Genomic DNA, 21,169 nt, shown 5'->3' on the forward strand with positions numbered 1-21,169 from the left:
GAGCTGACGTTCAATGTGTTTCCACACAAATGGTATCAACTTCCCTTCCGAGGATCTGGCGAGAAGCCGGATAAACTATGTTAAACAGTATTTTAGTAATACTTTGTCTGATAGCCGTCAGCGCATTTTTCTCGATATCCGAGATCTCGCTGGCCGCGTCCCGTAAAATCAAACTTAAGCTGCTTGCCGACGAAGGCAACATCAATGCTTCCCGTATCCTGAAGATGCAGGAAAATCCTGGAACGTTCTTCACCGTGGTACAAATTGGCCTGAACGCGGTCGCTATTCTCGGCGGTATCGTGGGGGATGCAGCGTTTTCTCCGGCCTTTTACAGCCTGTTCGTCCAGTACATGTCCGCCGAACTTGCCGAGCAGATGAGCTTTATTCTCTCCTTCTCGCTGGTTACCGGGATGTTCATCCTGTTCGCTGACCTGACCCCGAAACGCATCGGTATGATTGCGCCAGAAGCTGTGGCTTTGCGTATCATCAACCCGATGCGCTTCTGCCTGTTCGTGTTCCGTCCGCTGGTGTGGTTCTTCAACGGCCTGGCGAACGTCATCTTCCGCATCTTTAAACTGCCGATGGTGCGTAAAGATGACATCACCTCCGACGACATCTACGCCGTTGTAGAAGCCGGTGCGCTGGCCGGGGTGCTGCGTAAGCAGGAGCATGAGCTGATCGAAAATGTGTTCGAGCTGGAATCCCGTACCGTGCCCTCTTCCATGACGGGCCGTGAAAGCGTGATTTGGTTCGATCTGCATGAAGACGAGCAGAGCCTGAAGAATAAAGTCGCGGAGCACCCGCACTCTAAATTCCTGGTCTGTAATGAAGATATCGACCACATCATCGGCTATGTGGACTCCAAAGATCTGCTGAACCGCGTGCTGGCGAACCAAAGCCTGGCGCTCAACAGCGGCGTGCAGATCCGCAATACCCTGATTGTACCGGACACGTTGACGCTCTCTGAAGCGCTGGAAAGTTTCAAAACCGCCGGTGAAGACTTCGCCGTTATCATGAACGAATACGCGCTGGTGGTGGGCATCATTACCCTCAACGACGTCATGACCACGCTGATGGGTGACCTGGTCGGCCAGGGTCTGGAAGAGCAGATTGTGGCGCGTGATGAGAACTCATGGCTGATTGACGGCGCAACGCCAATCGACGACGTGATGCGCGTGCTGGATATCGACGAGTTCCCGCAGTCAGGCAACTACGAGACCATCGGCGGCTTTATGATGTTTATGCTGCGTAAAATCCCAAAGCGCACCGACTCGGTGAAGTTCTCCGGCTACAAGTTTGAAGTGGTGGATATTGATAACTACCGCATCGACCAGTTGCTGGTGACGCGTATTGATAACAAACCGACCGTGCTGGTGCCGAAGCTGCCGGATGCGGAAGAGAAGGTGTCAGCGTGATAACAAAAGGGCAGTGATTAACTGCCCTTTCTTTTTTCACTCATATGCAGTACGTATCTGACATTGATAAAAAAAATTAGAACGGTGATGAATCCATATATATAAAACTATAGCCTGCAACGTTATTAAATTTAAAGATGTCACCACTAACCTTAAGATGGATAGAATTATCTTCAATTTTTACATACACATCTGAGGCGGTAGTCACCAGGAAAGGTTCATAGCCACTTCTTAGATCATTTAAAAAATCCGCATCCGATTTTTTCGCAGAGTATAGGTAATATTGGTATACATATGGAGTGGTTGCTCCAGCACTACTTTCAGTAATAATTAAAGTTGACAAGTCACCAACTTTTTCTCGACGTATAATATCCTGCTCAAGGTAAAGAAACTCATCAACTACACGCCATATGCCACACCCTAACAAAATAATCATGACGATTATATATAGCCACTTCTTTTTAAAAACCAGAGCGTTGAGCATAGTCTATTCCTGCTCTAATCCATGTCTGATCGGTTGGATCATCCCCATGTGAATCTGGCCCTTGATAATTTTTAAAACCAGGGTCGCTGATCCCTGCAAGAATTTGAGCAAGTCCAGCTGCCCGCAATAATATCTCGGGTTGAATTCCGGCGGCAATGCCTACCGCTCCGAAATGAAAATTCCCAAAATTTTCGTATTGCCTGCCTAATATGTTTTTATAATCCCAAGGGCCATGCCCTCTTACTTGCTTATAAAACCATAAGTAGGTCAGCGCTGACGGGCCATAATGGAACCGCGCAATCATCATGTTGTTTGATAACGAAACGCCAGGTGGAGAAAATGAAGAAATATCATAAGGAGGTTGAGGCTTAACAGCAATCGCTGGACGTCTCATGTTATGCCCTTTCGTTCCAGCTATCGGAAAAGAGCAAATTCCCATCACAGTGTTTCCATGTTATTTTTTCATATCGCATCTCAACACATTCAAGGTGATTATGTTTCTCTTTCGAAGCATCTTTCGTATCATGCATGACAGGCGAAACACCGACAATTTTTACGTTTTCAAGAAACATGTTGTTATACTCAACTTCCTGACCCGCATCGTTAATACAATACCATTTAAACTCTGCGCTTATTAACGTTTGACCGCTACAAACCGCCTTGAACAGATAGGGAGATGAACAATCAAATTCTTTCATAAAGAGGATACTTGAGTGCTTCCTTGTTCCGGTAATTTTTCCTGTCAATGGATCTGTTGGAATAGATACATTATGTGAAAACCCATTTACCTCTATACTTGACTCTCTATCTTGTACGTCAACAGCACCTTTTATTAACGCACCACCGTCATCCTTCAGCCATAAATAAGCAGGAATAGCCATCCTTATAACTCCTTTTCGTTAATGAGATGAGCATTCTTTATGCGTTATTCAATAAGGCCAATAGAGAATCAATTTTTTATTGTTTTATATCAAAGCGAGAGCACTGAAAGAGCGTTTAAGAATAACTACACAAACTCATACTTCCTCTGGAAAGTGGCAACCAGAAATTTACCGATACAACAGAGTCAGAATTATACTTCCCCCCACAAACATCAACGGCTCCCATCGGGAGCCGTTTTTTTTAACTACTGCATAGCACGTTGGTTAAGCCATCTCAGTTTGCAGACGCATAACCTGACGGTTGACTTCGGACATCACAGACAAGTGCTGTTTGTCCTTCACTTTTGGGACAAGGATCTTGCCCTTATCAAACTCAAAAGCGCCAACATCCTTGATATACAACCGTCCACGGAACAGGATCTTCACGTACTTCGCCACCTGAAGCGGGTTGTAGCGTTGGAAAATTTTCATTCTTGTATCTCCTGCGAATCATACGCTCTTGCGGCGCCACAATCGGCCCGACTGTTCTGAGCGCAAATTTTGTTGCCCAATGACTATAGACCAGAACTACGTTGTTACCCAGTGTGCATAAGTTTATTTACCGTTTGATTACAATTATTCAGAATAATCTTTTCAAACTGTGACGACAGGCAGTATAAGCCGTCATTTTTTCATGGATATGTGCGTTCGCCCGCAAACTGGCATCGGGATTGCGGGAAAAGCCCATTGATCGCACTTATGATTAAAAGCGTAAGACCAAGTGGTCGGATCACCTGCATACAATAAGGAAACACCATGACCCTACGTAACATTCTTGCAGCCGCATGCCTGCTCCTGCCCCTGTGGGCGAGTGCCCACAACATTGAAAAAGGACAACGCGTACCGCCAGTCGGCATTGCTGACCGGGGAGAATTGATTCTCGACAATGATAAGTTTAGCTACAAACCGTGGAATAGCGCGCAGCTCGCGGGCAAAGTGAGAGTTGTACAACATATTGCCGGTCGTACATCTGCAAAAGAGAAAAACGCAAACCTGGTGGAAGCGATCAAGGCCGCAAAATTCCCGCATGACCGCTATCAGACCACCACCATTGTGAACACCGACGATGCCATCCCTGGCTCCGGGATGTTTGTGCGCTCAAGCCTTGAGAGCAACAAAAAGCTCTACCCGTGGTCGCAGTTTATTGTCGACAGCAACGGCGTGATGCGCAAAGCCTGGCAGCTTGAGGAAGAGAGTTCCGCGATTATCGTGCTGGATAAAAATGGCCAGGTGCAGTGGGTAAAAGACGGGGCGTTGACCCAGGAAGAGGTGCAGCAGGTGGTTGATCTGCTGCACAAGCTACTGGCTCAGTAAAGAGAGACCCGGAAGCCAGGATTGAGGAATGATTCGCGCGGGGTGTAGTCCAGCGGCTTGCCCTGCCAGTCATGAACATGCGCACCCGCGGCCGCGGCTACCGCGTGGCCGGCTGCCGTGTCCCAGACGTTCGTCGGCCCGAAACGCGGGTAGAGCTGCGCCTGCCCCTCCGCCACCAGGCAGAATTTGAGCGATGAGCCAATCGACGTTGTCTGGTGTTCACCCAGCTGTTGCAGGTACTCCTCCAGCTCGCTGTCGCTGTGCGAGCGGCTGATAACCACCAGCGGAGGACGCGCATCGCGCACCTGGATTGGCTTACGCACGCCGCACTCTTCCTTCCAGGCTTTGCCTTCCGCAGCGCTGTACATGACTTTCATTACCGGCGCGTAGACCACCCCAAGCACCGCTTTACCCTTGTCGATCAGGGCGATATTCACGGTGAATTCACCGTTACGCTTGATAAACTCTTTGGTGCCGTCAAGAGGATCGACCAGCCAGTAACGCTGCCAGTGCTGGCGCTCATCCCAGCTCTGCGGCGCTTCTTCGGAAAGCACGGGGATCTCTGGCGTGAGTGCCTGTAGCCCTTTCATGATCACGCCATGCGCCGCGATATCCGCCGCTGTGACCGGGGAATCATCCGCCTTGCTGACGACATTCATCGGTTGTGCGCCATCATACACCTGCATAATGGCATCACCCGCATCCCGTGCGAGCTGACAAATTTTATCTAACATTCTCCACCTCTTCGTTAACGCAGTGGGCATAACTCGTTGTTTTATTTATATCGTAATGTGAACAATTCCGCTATCTGTGAAGCAATTCCGGTTTCATCGCCCTTTTTTCTGGCAGGATTCACACTTCTGTAAGCAACAAACGATAGATACATATTCTTTTGTGGCCTGGATCGAAAAAAGGACTCCTCTGATGATTAAGTTTAGCGCAACGCTCCTGGCGACGCTGATTGCAGCGAGCGTACAGGCGGCGACGGTCGATCTCCGTATTCTGGAAACCACCGACCTGCACAGCAATATGATGGACTTCGATTACTACAAAGATACCCCTACGGAAAAATTCGGACTGGTACGCACGGCAAGTTTGATCAATGCCGCCCGCGATGAAGTGAAAAATAGCGTGCTGGTCGACAACGGTGATTTGATTCAGGGGAGTCCGCTGGGTGACTACATGGCGGCAAAGGGGCTGAAAAAAGGCGAGATCCACCCGGTGTATAAAGCGATGAACACCCTGGATTATACCGTCGGCAACCTCGGGAACCACGAATTCAACTATGGTCTGAAATACCTGCACGATGCGCTGGCAGGCGCAAAATTCCCGTACGTTAACGCCAATATCATCGACGTTAAGACCAAAAAGCCGCTTTTCACCCCTTATCTGATTAAAGAGACCGAGGTTGTTGATCAGGACGGTAAAAAGCAGACGCTGAAAATTGGCTACATCGGCTTTGTACCTCCCCAGATCATGACCTGGGATAAAGCCAATCTCACCGGCAAAGTCACCGTTAACGACATCACCGAAACGGCGCGTAAATACGTACCGGAGATGCGTGAAAAAGGGGCGGATGTTGTGGTCGTTGTCGCCCACTCGGGCCTCTCGGCCGATCCGTACCAGGTGATGGCGGAAAACTCAGTTTACTACCTGAGCGAAGTGCCGGGCGTGGACGCGATCCTCTTCGGCCACGCTCATGCGGTCTTCCCGGGTAAGGATTTTGCCAGCATCAAAGGGGCAGACATCGACAAGGGAACGCTCAACGGCGTGCCGGCGGTAATGCCCGGCATGTGGGGCGACCATCTTGGCGTGGTGGATCTGGTGCTCAATAACGACAGCGGCAGCTGGAAGGTGACCGGATCCAAAGCCGAAGCGCGCCCCATTTACGATGCTGCCGCCAAAAAATCACTGGCGGCTGAAGACCAAAAACTTCTCGACGTGCTCAAACATGACCACGACGCCACCCGCGAATTCGTCAGCAAGCCGATCGGCAAATCCGCCGACAACATGTACAGCTATCTGGCGCTGGTACAGGATGACCCAACCGTTCAGGTGGTCAATATGGCGCAGAAAGCCTATGCCGAACATTTTGTTCAGGGCGATCCGGACTTAGCCAACCTGCCGGTGCTTTCCGCCGCCGCACCGTTCAAAGTGGGCGGACGTAAAAATGATCCGGCCAGCTACGTTGAAGTGGAAAAAGGCCAGCTGACGTTCCGTAACGCCGCCGATCTCTATCTCTATCCGAACACACTGGTCGTGGTTAAAGCAACGGGTAAAGAGGTGAAAGAGTGGCTGGAATGCTCCGCCGGGCAGTTTAACCAGATCGATCCGAAGAGCAGCAAGCCGCAGTCGTTGATTAACTGGGACGGGTTCCGCACCTATAACTTCGACGTTATCGACGGGGTGGATTATCAGATTGATGTCACCCAACCCGCGAAATATGACGGCGAGTGTCAGGCCATTCATCCGCAGGCAGAGCGCATCAAAAACCTGACCTTCAAGGGCAAGCCTGTCGATCCGGCGGCCACCTTCCTGGTGGTGACCAATAACTATCGCGCGTATGGCGGCAAATTTGCCGGCACCGGCGATAGCCACATTGCCTTTGCATCCCCGGATGAGAACCGCTCAGTGCTGGCCGCCTGGATCAGCGCAGAGTCGAAAAAGGCGGGAGAGATTCATCCGGCGGTCGATAACAACTGGCGTCTGGCCCCGATCCACAGCGATACCCCACTGGATATTCGCATTGAAACGTCCCCGTCGGATAAGGCTGCGGCGTTTATTAAGGAGAAGGCGCAGTATCCGATGAAGAAGGTGGCGACGGATGATATCGGGTTCGCCATTTATCAGGTGGATTTAAGTAAGTAAAAGCAAAACGGCAACGCACGTTACTGTTTTTAGTGTTTATTCCCTCTCCCTGTGGGAGAGGGTTAGGGTGAGGGCATCAGACCGCACATTCCCGGCTTTTACGCCGCACGCTCATCCCGGCTCGCCAGCACCTTCGGCGTATTCACCTCTATCCAGTCCGCCAGCGCGGCCACTTTCTCGCTCACCTCTACGCCAAGCGGCGTCAGGCTATACTCAACGTGCGGCGGTACAACAGGATACGAAACGCGATCGACAAAACCGTCATGCTCCAGTGCCTGCAGCGACTGGGCCAGCATCTTCTCGCTCACGCCGCCCATTTTACGGCGCAGATCGCTGAAGCGGTGCGTTCCATCACGTAGCGCCACCAGGATCAGAACCCCCCAGCGGCTGGTGACATGTTTGAGCACCTCTCTGGACGGGCACTGCTCCGCGAAGAGATTACCATCGCGCATTTGTTCGCTGAGTGTCGGTATCGTCATTTAATACTTACCTTTTTGTACGTACTTACTAAAAGTTAGTTATGGTGCTAGTGTGCCACAACACCAGACAAACACGAAGGAGATTGATCATGATCGCGATTACCGGCGCTACCGGCCAGCTTGGCCGCCTCGTTATCGAACAGCTGTTAAAAACCGTCCCGGCAAACCAGATTGTGGCTATTGTGCGTAACCCGGCGAAAGCGGAAGCTCTGAGCCAGCAGGGTATTGTGGTTCGTCAGGGCGATTACACCGACCAGGCCGCGTTGACCACAGCGCTGAAGGGTGTGGAGAAACTTCTGCTGATCTCATCCAGCGAAGTGGGTCAGCGCGCCACGCAGCACCAGAACGTCATCAACGCTGCCAAAGCGACTGGCGTGACATTTATCGCCTACACCAGCCTGCTGCATGCGGATAACTCACCGCTGGGCCTGCACGTTGAGCACGTTGCCACGGAAAAAGCGCTGGCGGCATCCGGCATTCCTTATGCCCTGCTGCGCAACGGCTGGTATACCGAAAACTACCTGGCGAGCGCGCCGCCTGCGCTGGAACACGGCGTGTTTATCGGTGCCGCAGGTGAAGGCAAAATCGCCTCAGCCACCCGAGCGGATTACGCGGCGGCAGCGGCAAAAGTGGTTTCGGAAGAGGGCCACGCTGGCAAGGTCTATGAACTGGCAGGCGACAGCGCGTGGACGCTGAGCGAACTGGCGGCTGAACTGAGCAAGCAGAGCGGTAAACCGGTGGTTTATCAAAACATGAGCGAAGCGGATTTCGCCGCTGCGCTGAAGAGTGTCGGCCTGCCTGCCGGGCTGGCGAATATGCTGGCGGACTCTGATATGGGCGCATCTAAAGGCGGGCTCTTTGATGATAGCCATACGCTGAGCAAACTGATTGGGCGACCAACCACGTCGCTGGCTGAAAGCGTTAAAACCATTTTGTAACGGGAAAACCATTTTTTCGCGATGCCGGGTAATTCTCCTTACCCGGCCTGCACTTATATGGCATTCTGTCCCCCACTTTCGTTGCCAGTGCCTCTGCTATGTTGACAGCCATAAACACGGATTCAGCGCCCCTTTTTATCTATACCGCTGAGATGGGACACATCGTGCCTCTCCCCGCGCTGCGCTATTGCATGGTCTCGTTCGTCATGTCTGATTATCACGACGGACTATTTGCTGAATGGGGCATCCCCTTTCCCGCAAAGCTCCACAGCGCCGTGGTAAAACGCAAAGCGGAGTACCTTGCCGCACGTTATGCCGCGCAGAGAATACTGCAATCCTGTGGCTGTGACGGCACGCCGGGCACCGCCCCGGACCGCTCTCCGCTTTGGCCTGCCGGGTGGCGAGGTAGTATCTCACACTCACATGAATGGGCTCTGGCGGTAGTTGTACCTGAAGATTCAGGCCTGACGCCAGGCATTGATATTGAGTTTTCTGCACCGGAGATAATGCAGCGAACCGCACATCTCTTTACCACCTCTGAGGAGCAGGCATACCTTGCAACCTGCCCGATGGAGGCTGGTAGAGCACAGCTCATCACTTTTTCGGCGAAGGAGAGTCTGTATAAAGCGCTCTATCCTGTCGTTGGCCGCGTCTTAGACTTTGACGCAGCCCGCGTATGCAAAATAGAGCCTGTACACCAGAGGATCACCCTTGAACTGACCCGAACGCTTTCAGCGCGTCACATTAAAGGCAGCCAGATCCAAGGCTACTATCACCTTTCAGGCGACAGAGTTATCACGCTCATGGCCTGAAGACCTCTGCAAGGGGGCCAGCCAGTCCATCACCCTGTCAATGCCTTCCCCCGGGCGGCGCAACGGATTGTGACCCTGACCGTGCGTTTCGGCCAGCCGTGCACCGGGCCATGCTTTCACCAGACACTCTGCTTCGATCCGCAGTACGATGTCATCGCTGCTATCGTGAATGACCAGCACGGGTTGATCGATATCCTGCAATCCCTCATACGCGTTAAAACGCCGCCAGACCGCCTCGCCAATGCCAAAGTAGCGTTCAATATATCGGCGTAGCCGCTGCTGCTGACGGTCCGGGAGATTGAGGATCGCGGAATATTTCGTCACCAGCCCACTGAAGTGGGTGGGGGCGCCCACGATAACCAACGCACGGGTTCGCAACCCCGCTTTGACGGCGTTAATAACCGATAAACCGCCAAACGAGTGTGCCACGATGCCGTCAAAGCCCCCTTCCTGGTGCGCCAGCCGCTCAATAATTTCAATAAATTCAACGATACTGCTCTGGTTTCCTTCCGCGTCACCATGTCCGGGAGCGTCAAAGCCCACCACCTGAAAACCCTGTTCAACCAGCGTTTTGATAAGCTGCGCAAAATGAGATGCCCTCGACTCCCATCCGTGCGCCAGTAATACCTTTGGCCCCTCAACTCCCCAGTAATACACCACCGCATGCTTATGATTACTCAGGGTAAGGTGCTCAATGCGGCTCGCCAGGCCGTTCATCTCTTTATCACTCACTCGCGATGGCATCCGGCGCGGGGTAAAAAAGCGATTCCCCAGCCAGTCGGCCGTCGGCCCCGGTACAACCCGATCCATCAAACGGATCCCGGTTTTAACACACGCAATCAGCGGGGAGCGCAGGTACGCCGGTCCACGGTATTGTTGGTAGGCTTGCTCGATAAGCTGATCAAATTGCTCACTCATGGGACTCTCCAGAAACACAAGGAACGTTTGAATTACCCGCAGGTAATTCGCACTGACGGATCAATGCGCGTTCCGCATCGGTGGCGACGTGCTCGTCCCAGTACGCGAGCTTTGCCTCCATGCGTTTAAACCACATCGGCGGTATCAGCGCGAAGAAAATGTGTGCGACATATCCCTTTTCGATCCCAACCGCATAGCTATGCGCCTGTAAATTCCAGTATTCGCGACGCGGATGAGTGTGATGATCGGAATGGCGTGTCAGGTTTAACAGACCGGCGGATGAGGCCTGGTTATGACAATCCCAGCTGTGACGCGGCTCCACGTGCGTACCGGGAACGCGTACCAGCCCGTAATGCTGGATGTAATTCACCGTTTCGAACAGGAATTTGGACACCAGCATGACCACAAGACAGGCGAGCCCGCCCCTGACGCCCGCCGCCATCACGCAGACGGTAACCACCAAAAGACTCATCAGCACCCCGCGCGTCACCCGATTCGCCAGCAGGACGCTGCGCGATTTCAGCAGCGACAGGCGCTGCGTTTCCACCTGCCAGGATTCGGCATACTGCGCCAGGGACGAACGAATAAAGAAGCGATACACACTCTCTCCACGGCGGGCCGTTGCACCATCAGCCGGGGTCGCCACGTTAGGGTGATGCGAATAAACATGGGAAATCGAAAATTGTGCGTCGCCCACCAGTGCCAGAAGCCAGCGCCCGGCAATCATCGCCACCAGACTATGTGTTTTATGGATGAGCTCATGGGCCACCACGGTATTGGTGCTCATGGTATAGCCGGTGGACACTGCCGCCAGCAGCAGCTCCGGCATCGCGAGGTCATGCAGCGCCATAATGTTGTGATCCGTCAGGGCGCTAAGCCATGCGCCAAACCCCAGCAGATCGCCCGGCGCAGCCTGCCAGATCACGGCAAATAACGCCAGTGCCGCCGCAGGAAGCTGTAAATAGGGGATCAGCGCCAGCAATGCCGGTAGTCGGTAGTGATGGTCGGCGGTGTCATGCTTCATTACGTTGTCGAAGAAGACATAGCTCAACGTCACGCAAAGCATCGACACCCCTATCCACCCGCCGCCGAGCAGGGTCGTCAGTGCGGTTAGCGGTAAAAACAGACAGGGCACAAGGGCAAATCTCAGATAGCTCAACATACAGGCTCCTTATTTTTATCGTTGCTTATCGCCCCGATCGGTGGCGAAAAACAGTCCATTTCAAGCAAGTGGCTTTTAACGCCTCCTGCAAGCAGTCTCTGCTGGCACGCCTGCGCCAACTCAGGATTGCCGCAAATCATTACTCGCCAGTCTGCCGCCTGTGTCGGGCCGGGATAGAGGGCGCGCCAGTCTTCAAGCCAACGGGTCACACGGCCCGCCAGCTCATGCTCCTGCGCCGCACTCTCCTGTGACAGTGCATGCAGAAAGTGAAAACCGGGGTAGTGGCGGCGCAGGCGCTGCAGTTCATGCAGGTCGAATTTGTCCTGCCGCTGGCGAACCGCGTGAATGAACATCACTTCACGCCGGGGATTACGCGCTAACGCGGCGCGTACCAGCCCAAGGGTGGTGCCGAGCCCCGAGCCGCTGGCGATGGCCAGCAGCGGACCTTTACCGTCATCCTGCTGGCCGAACTGCCCCTGACAATCTGAGATCCAGACCGTCCGACCAATGGTGCGCGCATCGCACAACACCGGAGAAAAGCCGCCCTGTTCCCGGCGCGTGATATCCACAACCATTTCCCGCCCCTGGCTTGGCCAGCTCACGGAAAAATGGCGGACATCTCGCGACTTTTCGAGGCCGATCTGCACAGATTGTCCGGGTAGAAAAGGCAGCGCCCGTGCAGTCAGGAGCGTGACACGCCATACGGTTGACGAGAGCGGCTCAACCTGGGTGACACGCGCAGAGGTGCAGGCGGTGGACGCGGTAGCCAGCGTCAGATCCGATTGCGGCAGGCACTGACAGGCCAGCACGTGGCCCGTTGAAATCTCCTCCTGACTGAGAAGATGCCCCAGCTCGACAAGCGAACGGGTCTTGCCACTGACCACCCGGCACAGGCAGGATTTGCAGGTTCCAACCTGGCAGTGATACGGCAACTGCACCCCGGCATTGAGCGCGCTTTCCAGTAGCGTATGGCCGGATATCAGCGGGAAGGCCCGTCCTTCCAGCACCCCCTGAAAGTCCCTACGCCGGAAAAAACATCTCTTCAGCATCTTATTGCCCTCCGCACAGCAGTACGCCGTCATCGAAAACGCTACCCATCATCACCTTTCTCCCCACTGGCGCAGCGACGCTTATCGCGGCCAGTGCCTCGCCGTGGCTCTGATAGAGGACAGTGGCCTGCTGCACCGCACCTTCGGTGCCGATTGTCAGCCGCCACACCATCGACGGCGAACGCGCCTGCGCATCCTTTTGATAAGCAGCCAACTTCAGAAGCTGCGGATGAGCCGCCACCAGCAATCCCTCACCATCAGGCATGATGTTGTCGACCCCATGCAGCCCGCTAAAACGTCCCAGCAGGACGGGAACATAATCGTGAGGCCGCCATTCCCAGCTGCTCACTTCACCATGGGTGGTTTCCGCCACGTACAGTCGTCCCTGCTGGCGGTTGTAGTAGAGGCCATTGGCAAAGTGCAGGCCATCAATCAGGGTATGCAATTTCCCGTTATCGACCAGAAGCACACTGGACAGCGGCAGACGCAAATAGTCTTCCATCCTGCCGGCAAACCCTGACCAGCGGTGATCGCGCGTTAGTAGCCAGCGGGTTTTATCAATCACGCTGATATCATTGATATTTTTCCCGACGCGCTGAGACAGAAAAGGCTGGTATTCCAGGCGCATCTGCGCGCGGTTAAAGCGAAACACATCAATGCTGTCCTGCTGAGGGCGGTGGTTCACCACATAGACCCACGTCTCACCCTCCTGTTGCCAGACATCAATCCCATGCGGGAAAAAGGCCTGCGGATAATCGCCCGGTAACCGCCGTGGCGTATCACCGCCGTTGAGATAATAGAGCGCGCCGGGCGCGGTACCGTGACGGTTGAGACTGCTGGCTATCGCATCCCCTTCCTGTAAGGGGGCGATATCTTCCGCCCCCTCAATACCGTTTATTTTTTGACACAGCTTCCCGCCACTCTCCTGCACCTGATAAAACAGTCCGGCATCAATGAGCAGATTTATGATGAACGCCAGAATGGCGCCCACCAGGATGAGAATCATCAGTTTTTTCATGAAGCTGCCAGCACCTCTGACGAAGAGAATAAAGCTCCGGCAGCGTCAGGTCCGTGTTCTGCCAGTACGGTTATCGCCCTCAGGAACTGCTCAAGCAGCGCATTTGCATGCTCCCGGGTGAAATAGCGCAACTGGTAGTCCAGCTCGACCGACAACCCTTCTTTCATCTCCAGAATATTGATCATTAACGGGAACTCTACGGCGCTCACCGGTAACAGGGACAAACTGGCCTGCCACTGTCGCATTTCTGCCAGCGGAGCATGCGGCTCGACATTAAAGGTTGCCAGTAACGGCAGTGCCGCAGTCGGTCCCTGGAAACAGCGAGACGGCAGTGCCGCAGTCGGTCCCTGGAAACAGCGAGACGGCAGTGCAGCTTCGTCGCGCTGCGCAACAATCATGTTATGTATCGCCCCAGCCATCTCGTGCAACGACGCACAGGCCGCGCTGTCAATGCACAGCGGCAGCAGCCTGACACACTGTCCGACAATCGCGTCACTCTGTTCGAAATCGCGCCCCGCATCCGGCACAGCGACAGGTACCCGGCCATGGCCGAGCGTTTTCTCAAGGGTGAGGATAAAGAGCGCATTGAGCATGGCGAAACGGGTCACCCGCAGTTCAGCGGAGGCTTTGCGCAGTTGTCCGGCAAGACCCGGATAGGTCAGACGCTGCATCAGACGCTGTCCCTGATACGTCAGAGAAGGCTCCAGCACAGTAAGCGCGTCAGGCGTTAACCGTCTCGCAGGGAAGGCTGCCAGACGCTGTGTGAGTGCCGCCTCATCTACCCTCTTCTGCGCGCGGATCACCTGCAGATAGCTTACCGCCGCCGTCAACTCAGGACGTTTGCCCGCCGCCAGCGCATCGTAAAGATGCAGCAACTCGCGCAGCATCACCATAAACGACCAGCCATCGGCCACCGTGTGATGTGCCGCAATAGCAAGCGTAGTCTTACCCTCATGACGGATGAGCAAAAGGCGAGCCAGCGGTGCGGTGGCGAGGTTAAAAGGCTGTGCGGCAAAATCTGCGAGACAAGTCGCAGGCACCGCGTTTTCCTCACGGAAATCAACCTCAGTCTCCGACGACACCCGCAGTTCACCGGCATCAGTAAACTGCATACGCAATGCCTCATGTCGCGCACTCAGCAGGTGCCAGGCTTCGCGCATAATATCGCTGTCTACGTCGCGCGCGGTCTCAATAACACCGCCAATATTCCCCGCCAACAATCCGCTTTCATCCTGCGCCGCCAGTTGCAGGAAACGCTGCTGGCTGTCGGTCGCGGCATACGGCGTGTCAGGACGTATCCCCTCCAGACCAAAGAAGCCATCCACGCGCATGGCGTTTACGCTCTCTTTTACTGCCGTGATAAACCGGTCGATATCCTCGTCAGAATGCGCCACCGAGACAAAACAGTTACGTCCTTCCCAGATAAAGATGCCGCGCAGCATCAGATGGTGGAACAGGATGTCGTAGTTGCCGTTAAATTTAAAACGGAACAGACTCCCGGCTGACACGATCTCAATCGGCGTACCGGTCACGGCGAACCAGGTATTGAGCGACCGGGTAAGACGTGCGGTTTTTTGGTTGATGTCGTCATACAACGCCGGGTGCGCTTTGATGTACTCCAGCACCGCTTTGCTTGCCGCCATGGTCAGCGGATGCTTGGAGAAGGTCCCGGCAAAGAAGATCAGTTCCGCCTGTGGCCAGGAGTCATCGCCATACTGCCAGAACCCGCCGTCGATACTGTCCATAAAGCGTCGGGATCCTGCAATGACACCAATCGGCAGCCCACCGCCAACGATCTTCCCGTAAGAGGCGATATCCGCCTGAACACCGTAATAGGCTTGCGCCCCGCCCGTCGCGAGACGAAAACCGGTGATCACTTCGTCAAACATCAGCGCAATATTATGGGTCGCCGTGAGTTCACGCAGGGTATGCAGATACTCCCGTGGCTGATGATCGGGATAACGGCTCTGCACCGGTTCGACAATGACCACCGCCAGTTCAGCCGCGTAGCGGGCGATCAGTGCCAGGCTCTCTTCGCTGCCGTACTCAAGTACCAGCAGGTCATCCACCAGCGATTGCGGCGTACCTGCGGCAATCGGTGTAGCGCGCTCAGGAGTTTTGCCGCCCTGCTGACGTCCGAGAATGCCGTCAAATACACCGTGGTACGAGCCGCCAAACAGTGCGACCTTATTTTTTCCCGTCACGGCGCGCGCCAGGCGCACCGCGCTCATTACCGCTTCAGATCCGGAGTTACAAAACGCCACGCGCGGCTGTCCCGTTAGCTCGCTGATAAGGGTTGCCACCTCGCCTGCCAATGCACTTTGAGGGCCAATCTGCATCCCCTGCGCCAGCTGGTCGGCAACGGCCTGCTGCACGCACGCCGGAGCATGCCCCAGCAGGTTGGCGCCAAACCCCATCGTAAAATCGATATATTCGTTGCCATCGACGTCCCAGATGCGAGAACCTTCAGAGCGCTCTCCCACTAAGGGATAAAGCATCTCTTTGGTGGATAAACGAAAGCCGGCAGAGGCCCGGTTATCCGCCAGTACGGCACGGTATTGCTGGGCATTACGTTTCGAACCGCCCGTTTTGTCGACGAACTGTTGGGTGAGCTGCGCCAGATGACGATCGCGCTCGCTGCCCAGAGAAACTTTTTTGGTCTCTTTTTTAAACCAGCTGCTGTGCGCACTGGCTTTTGCCGGTGCGGTCGGAGCCACAACTGGCGCAGGTGGCGTGACAACCGACATTGTTGTGGCTGCAGTCTGCGGGACAGGGTGCGGCGTACCGTTCAGCAGCTGGAGCTGATGCGACATAAGCTCCAGCTGGCGGGCGATCAGCGCCTGAACATGCTCCGCCTCCGGCTTGCTGGCCTGCACTGGCATCGCCCCGCTGGGCTGCGACGGCGGGCTGGCGGTGTGTGTGACACTGACCGGCACCGCAGCCGTCTCTGTCTGTGCATGCTCCACCACAAAGGCGATCACCGCCTCCAGCGTATTGAGCTCTTCAAACAGCGCACGAACCGGGATCGCAACCCCGTAGCGGTCTTTAATGGTATTGATGGCATCCAGCAAAACCAGCGAATCTGCTCCCATTTCCAGGAAGGGCAGTGAATCGTCAAGCGTGGCGGGATCCGCCTCAAGAAAACCAGCGATAATCGCTTTTATTTCAGCGGCTAAATGGTGTTGATGTGACATAGCGTCCTCTTTTGCAGATGGGGTCTGCGCTGGCGTCTTACCCGCCAGCCAGTAACGTTTGCGGCAGAACTGGATAGCAGGCAGGGGTAATGTCTCCCGCGTGGTCGCACAATAGAGCCTGTTCCAGTCGATGTCGTGCCCTTGCTGCCACAACGTACCCAGCAGCATCAGCAGTGATTTGTACTCATGTCGTCGGTCGCCTGCGGCCAGCACCCGGTGACGACGGTCGGTTGCACTCACAAATTTGCCCAGCGAACTGTCCGCACTCAGATCGATAAAGGTGAACTCACCTTGCGCCAGCACGTTTTGCACACTCTGCAGGAAATGCACGGGCTGGCGAATTTGCTGGCACCAGTAATCGGCATCAGTTCGTTCACACATCTTCCCGTTCAGGTTGCTGTAAAACGGAATATTTCCACTGGAGAAGGTGACGTTATTGACCAGCCACTCGCGCCAGGCTCCGAGGATCGGATCCATCATGGAAGAGTGAAATGCGCTGGTGGTTTTAATTTTTCGCGCATGGCCGCCCTGGGTTGAGAGGGCATGAAGACAGGCATCAATCGCGGCCGTACTTCCTGCAATGGTTGTGAGCGTCGGCGTGTTGAAGGCGGCAATATCAATATCGCCCGCCCAGGGTGCAATCGCCTGGCGCACATCGGCTTCTCCGCTGAACACCACCGCCATCGCCCCTTCCTGCGTCAGGGCCGACATCAGACACGCACGCTGATGAACCATGGCCAGCCCGTCATCCAGCGAGAGATGACCGGCGATGACCGCTGCGCAATACTCTCCCAGACTGTGACCCATGACCGCAGCCGGGCGCAGACCAAAGTGCATTACGCTCTGTGCCAGCACGTAACTGCAGGCAAAGAGTGAGAGCTGGCAGGTCCTGGCGCAGCGCTGCCAGACCTCGTCACGGGCGAACAACGCCTGGGTGATATCAATCTGATAACGCTGCTGAATGGTCGCCGCCAGCGCATCAAAACGCTCGCGATAGCCTGGCAGGTGGTGATACAGCTCCGCCCCCATACCGATTTGCTGGGTGCCCTGCCCCGGAAAGAGCCAGACCTGAGGTTGAGCTTTACCTGCCTTGTTGGCAGCAAGCTGTGCAAGGCTCTCCGTCAGCTGTGTGCGATCCGTGCCAAACGCCACGCCGCGATACCGCGCGGCATCGTAGCGGGTGTTCACCAGACGACACCAGGTGGCAGTCTCGCTCTCCTGACGGGCGGATAATCCGGCCTGAATGGCCTCCCGTTGAAGGTAAAATCCCTTTTCATCATGAGAACTGATCAGCAGCACGGTATGTGGAGTCGCGGGCTGTTGGCATTTTTTAACCGCCGGCGCGCTGCGCAATATCACATGCCCGTTTGTGCCACCAAAACCGAAGCTGCTGACGCCCGCGTAGCGCACACCGGAAGCGGAGTGCCAGGGGATGGTTTGCCCCCCGCAAACGTCGACATGGCGGCTAATTGCAGCGATATGTGGGTTTTTCTGTGCAAAATTGAGGTGCGGCACATATTGCTGGTAATACAACATCAACGAGGTTTTCACCACGCCCAGCACACCCGCCGCCGCCTCCAGATGGCCAATGTTGGTTTTAATTGACCCCACCTGCACCGGAACCGAAGTCTTGCGATCGGTGAATACCGTTTCCAGCGCCTGATACTCGATCAGATCGCCGAGTGCCGTCCCCGTGCCGTGGGCTTCGATATAGTCGATGCTGTCGCTATCGACCCCGGCCTCTGCCATCGCCCGCCGGATGACAGCCTGCTGCGACGGGCCATTCGGTGCGGTAATACCGTTACTGCGGCCATCCTGATTCACGGCGCTCGCCACCAGCGTGGCATATACGCGATCGCCATCCGCCAGCGCCTGCGTCAACGGTTTGAGCACTACGACGCCACACCCTTCACCACGAACATAGCCATCAGCACGGGCGTCAAAGGTTTTACAGCGACCGTCGGGGGCCAGCATCTGGGCTTCGGTAAAGACTTTTTGCAGATGCGGCGTCAGCGCCAGATTGACGCCCCCGGCAATCGCCAGTGAACAACGTCCAGTCCGCAGACTTTGCATTGCCCCCTCTATCGCCACTAACGACGACGAACAGGCCGTGTCGAGCGCAACACTTGGACCTTTTAAATCATAAAGATAGGAAATTCGGTTGGCCGCGATACTGTGCGCGTTCCCTAAACCACTGTACGCCGAGACGTTATCGCCGCAGGCCAGAGCGTAATCGCTGGCGCTGATCCCGACATAAACCGCTGTATCGCTGCCGCGCAGGGAGGAGGCTTTAAGCCCGGCATCGGTGAGCGCCTGTTGTACCGTTTCTAACAGCAGGCGATGCTGCGGATCGATATACACCGCTTCACGTGGCGAAATACCAAAATAGCCAGCGTCGAACTCGTCGACATGTTCAAAGAAGCTGCCTTTGCGGTTGAATCCCTCAAGCATGGAGTCCGGCCAGCGGTGTGCCGGGATTTCACCGGTGGTGCTGTGACCTTGCAGCAGCAGCGTCCACAGTGCCTCCACGCCGCTATGTCCGGGCAGTTCGACGCCGATACCGATCACCGCAATGGCGCTGTCTGCGCCAGCCGTCTGGACAGGCTGTGCTGTTGCGGATTGTCCCAACGCAGTGGCCAGCTGATTGATGGTGGGATAGTCATAGATCAACGCCGGAGAGAGCTCGCGCCCCAAATGCTGCTCCAGTTCGCCAATCACGCCGACCGCCTGAAGCGAGCTCATGCCAAAGCCGATAAACGCCTCATCCCATTGAGATTCGCTGATTGTGGCATTCGTCGCAGTGCTGATTATCCCGGCGATCAGCGCCGCCAACCCCTGCGTGCTTTCTGCCGTGGCGGGTGTCATAGATGCCTGGCGGCTGCGCCACTCCACTTCGAGCATCTCCTGCTGGTACATCGCTTTTGCGCGGGTACGCTGTAACTTTCCGCTGGTAGTACGGGGTATCGCCCTGCGTCCGACGAGGAGTAACTCATCCAGCGTGATGCCGTGACGCTCCGCCACAGCGGCATGAATGCGCGGTGCCAACGTCGGCATATCAAGACTATTTTTAGTGCGTGTCATCACCTCAAGTAGCGCAACCGGGCGTTCGGCTTCGCTGGCGAAGACACAGACCGTCGCTTCCGCCAGAACAGGGTCGGACTGGCGTATCGTCTCTTCTATATCCGTGGGATAGTGATTCTGACCATTCACTATCAGCAACTCTTTAAGCCGCCCGGTGACAAACAGATGGCTGCCCTGGAGAAACCCCATATCGCCGCTGCGCAACCACGGATGCGGATTATCAGCCAGACGCGCCTGGAATGCTTCACGCGTGGCGGTATTATTATTCCAGTACCCAGCGGCCACACCCGGTCCACGTAACCAGATCTCGCCACTTTCCCCTTCAGCCAGCGGCTGGTGGAGCTCAGGATCCACGATGCAAACACTGGTGTCGGACAGGGCGTGCCCACAACAAACCACCCCGGCATCGTCAGCCACGCGCAGTCCCCGCCCTTTTTCCATACCGGTGACAATGAGCGTGGTTTCTGCCATGCCATAGCACGGCAGGAACGATCCAGAACGGAATCCGGCAGGTGCAAAGTGCTCGCTGAACTGTTGCAGCGTGGCGGGACGAATGGGCTCTGCACCACAAAACGCGACATCCCAGCGCGAGAGATCTAACGCCTCAACCTGATCTCTGCTGATCTTACGTACGCACAAATCGTAGGCGAAATTTGGCCCGCCGGAGGTTGTCGCCTGGTAATCAGAAATTTGCTTAAGCCAGTTAAAAGGGTTCTTCATTAACATCATGGGTGACATCACCCGGCAGGGGAACGCCCCAAACACGGGCTGCAATAATCCGCCGATCAGCCCCATATCATGAAAATGCGGCAGCCAAATCATGCCCCGGCTTTCGCTGTGATGACCGAAAAAGTGGTGGATGGCGAGCGAGTTCGACCACAGGTTGCCATGTGTCACCATCACCCCTTTTGGCGCGCCCGTCGACCCTGAGGTGTACTGTAAAAAGGCGAGATCGTTTTCAGTGACCGAAACCGGGTGAAATGCCCCGGAGAAATGACGCTCCAGATAATGCAGGCGATAACCGGAAGGCAGTGCGATGTTATCAGTCAGATCGAAGGTAAAAATAAGTGGGGAAAGCGGCAACGCCAGTTGGATTAACGTCTCAGCCCCTTTGGCGGTCGTAACAATAAATTCCGTTTGCGCATTGCGCAATACGCCAACGAAACGCTCCCACGCACTTCCCGACGATTTGGCGGGCATCGGGACGGGGACGGCTACCATTCCGGCATAAAGGCAGCCAAAAAAAGCGCCAATAAAATCTTCACCATCAGGGTAAAGCAATATTACCCGGTCACCACGCTGCCCGTACTGCATTAATGCATCGGCAAGCGATGCGGCACGCTGATGTAATTGCTGATAATTTTGACTGTGAATATCTCTGGCGCTGCGTACGAATTCAAATGCCGTCTGCGAAGTCTGTTGAACAGCAAGTTCGGGCAATAGCTGGTTGAAGGAATGATATCCCCTGTTAAACAACTGAAGAGACGGCATCATAATTCGCTCTATATTTTTAAAGA

General features: G+C 55.1%; 16 protein-coding genes. 5 read left to right on the forward strand and 11 right to left on the reverse strand.

Features of this window, described 5'->3' with window-relative positions; all coding sequences use genetic code 11:
- The first annotated feature begins 77 nt into the window (after positions 1-77).
- Positions 78-1,415 (forward strand): hemolysin family protein, encoded by a 1,338-nt coding sequence (locus tag NQ842_RS21775; RefSeq protein WP_013095324.1) that lies wholly within the window; start codon positions 78-80, stop codon positions 1,413-1,415.
- 76 nt (positions 1,416-1,491) lie between these two features.
- Here NQ842_RS21775 and NQ842_RS21780 read toward each other — a convergent pair whose 3' ends face one another.
- The 4 genes from NQ842_RS21780 to NQ842_RS21795 all read right to left on the reverse strand — a co-directional run bounded on the left by NQ842_RS21780 (position 1,492) and on the right by NQ842_RS21795 (position 3,251).
- Complete coding sequence (locus tag NQ842_RS21780; protein WP_014830420.1) at positions 1,492-1,899, reverse strand: hypothetical protein; 408 nt, start codon at positions 1,897-1,899, stop codon at positions 1,492-1,494.
- The gene (locus NQ842_RS21785) at positions 1,877-2,293 is read right to left on the reverse strand and encodes a polymorphic toxin type 44 domain-containing protein (protein WP_257256325.1); all 417 of its coding nucleotides are present in this window, start codon (positions 2,291-2,293) and stop codon (positions 1,877-1,879) included. Before NQ842_RS21785 ends, NQ842_RS21780 begins: the two co-directional genes overlap by 23 nt.
- A 1-nt stretch (position 2,294) precedes the next feature.
- Complete coding sequence (locus tag NQ842_RS21790; protein WP_063412890.1) at positions 2,295-2,780, reverse strand: type VI secretion system tube protein TssD; 486 nt, start codon at positions 2,778-2,780, stop codon at positions 2,295-2,297.
- 264 nt (positions 2,781-3,044) lie between these two features.
- Entirely contained in the window at positions 3,045-3,251 is a 207-nt protein-coding gene (locus tag NQ842_RS21795) for a DUF1107 domain-containing protein (RefSeq protein WP_008501430.1), read from the reverse strand.
- Positions 3,252-3,575: 324 nt separating this feature from the next.
- Here NQ842_RS21795 and NQ842_RS21800 point away from each other — a divergent pair, with 324 nt between their 5' ends.
- Positions 3,576-4,133, forward strand: a complete 558-nt coding sequence (locus NQ842_RS21800) for a YtfJ family protein (protein ID WP_248063229.1) — start codon at positions 3,576-3,578, stop codon at positions 4,131-4,133.
- Here NQ842_RS21800 and cysQ read toward each other — a convergent pair.
- Positions 4,127-4,867 carry a 3'(2'),5'-bisphosphate nucleotidase CysQ gene (gene cysQ / locus NQ842_RS21805; RefSeq protein WP_014830418.1) on the reverse strand — a complete coding sequence of 247 codons (741 nt, stop codon included), beginning with the start codon at positions 4,865-4,867 and terminating at the stop codon, positions 4,127-4,129. The two genes, NQ842_RS21800 and cysQ, sit on opposite strands and share 7 nt — an antisense overlap.
- Positions 4,868-5,057: 190 nt before the next feature.
- On the opposite strand from cysQ, the gene NQ842_RS21810 reads away from it, so the two are divergent.
- Positions 5,058-7,001, forward strand: coding sequence for a bifunctional 2',3'-cyclic-nucleotide 2'-phosphodiesterase/3'-nucleotidase (locus tag NQ842_RS21810; RefSeq protein ID WP_014830417.1), 1,944 nt, complete (start codon positions 5,058-5,060; stop codon positions 6,999-7,001).
- Between the two features lie 98 nt (positions 7,002-7,099).
- Here NQ842_RS21810 and NQ842_RS21815 read toward each other — a convergent pair whose 3' ends face one another.
- A complete protein-coding gene (locus NQ842_RS21815) occupies positions 7,100-7,480 on the reverse strand; it encodes a helix-turn-helix domain-containing protein (protein ID WP_257256326.1) in 381 nt (126 codons plus the stop codon).
- Between the two features lie 89 nt (positions 7,481-7,569).
- Here NQ842_RS21815 and NQ842_RS21820 point away from each other — a divergent pair, with 89 nt between their 5' ends.
- Both NQ842_RS21820 and NQ842_RS21825 read left to right on the forward strand, forming a co-directional pair.
- A complete protein-coding gene (locus tag NQ842_RS21820) occupies positions 7,570-8,418 on the forward strand; it encodes an SDR family oxidoreductase (RefSeq protein WP_257256327.1) in 849 nt (282 codons plus the stop codon).
- A gap of 206 nt (positions 8,419-8,624) precedes the next feature.
- Positions 8,625-9,230 (forward strand): 4'-phosphopantetheinyl transferase, encoded by a 606-nt coding sequence (locus tag NQ842_RS21825; protein ID WP_257256328.1) that lies wholly within the window; start codon positions 8,625-8,627, stop codon positions 9,228-9,230.
- On the opposite strand, the gene NQ842_RS21830 is transcribed toward NQ842_RS21825, so the two are convergent.
- Genes NQ842_RS21830 through NQ842_RS21850 form a run of 5 tightly spaced genes read right to left on the reverse strand, consistent with a single transcriptional unit; the run spans position 9,198 to position 21,146 of the window.
- Positions 9,198-10,148, reverse strand: coding sequence for an alpha/beta fold hydrolase (locus NQ842_RS21830; RefSeq protein WP_046887589.1), 951 nt, complete (start codon positions 10,146-10,148; stop codon positions 9,198-9,200). The genes NQ842_RS21825 and NQ842_RS21830 overlap by 33 nt on opposite strands.
- Entirely contained in the window at positions 10,141-11,310 is a 1,170-nt protein-coding gene (locus tag NQ842_RS21835) for a fatty acid desaturase (protein ID WP_047360696.1), read from the reverse strand. Before NQ842_RS21835 ends, NQ842_RS21830 begins: the two co-directional genes overlap by 8 nt.
- Positions 11,304-12,317: a 2Fe-2S iron-sulfur cluster binding domain-containing protein gene (locus tag NQ842_RS21840; protein ID WP_257256329.1), complete on the reverse strand. Its 1,014-nt coding sequence runs from the start codon at positions 12,315-12,317 to the stop codon at positions 11,304-11,306. Before NQ842_RS21840 ends, NQ842_RS21835 begins: the two co-directional genes overlap by 7 nt.
- A gap of 43 nt (positions 12,318-12,360) precedes the next feature.
- Complete coding sequence (locus tag NQ842_RS21845; protein ID WP_083021783.1) at positions 12,361-13,377, reverse strand: arylesterase; 1,017 nt, start codon at positions 13,375-13,377, stop codon at positions 12,361-12,363.
- Positions 13,374-21,146, reverse strand: a complete 7,773-nt coding sequence (locus tag NQ842_RS21850) for a type I polyketide synthase (RefSeq protein WP_257256330.1) — start codon at positions 21,144-21,146, stop codon at positions 13,374-13,376. Before NQ842_RS21850 ends, NQ842_RS21845 begins: the two co-directional genes overlap by 4 nt.
- Positions 21,147-21,169 lie beyond the last annotated feature (23 nt).

The organism is Enterobacter cloacae complex sp. R_G8, assembly GCF_024599795.1.
Lineage (GTDB): Bacteria > Pseudomonadota > Gammaproteobacteria > Enterobacterales > Enterobacteriaceae > Enterobacter > Enterobacter dissolvens.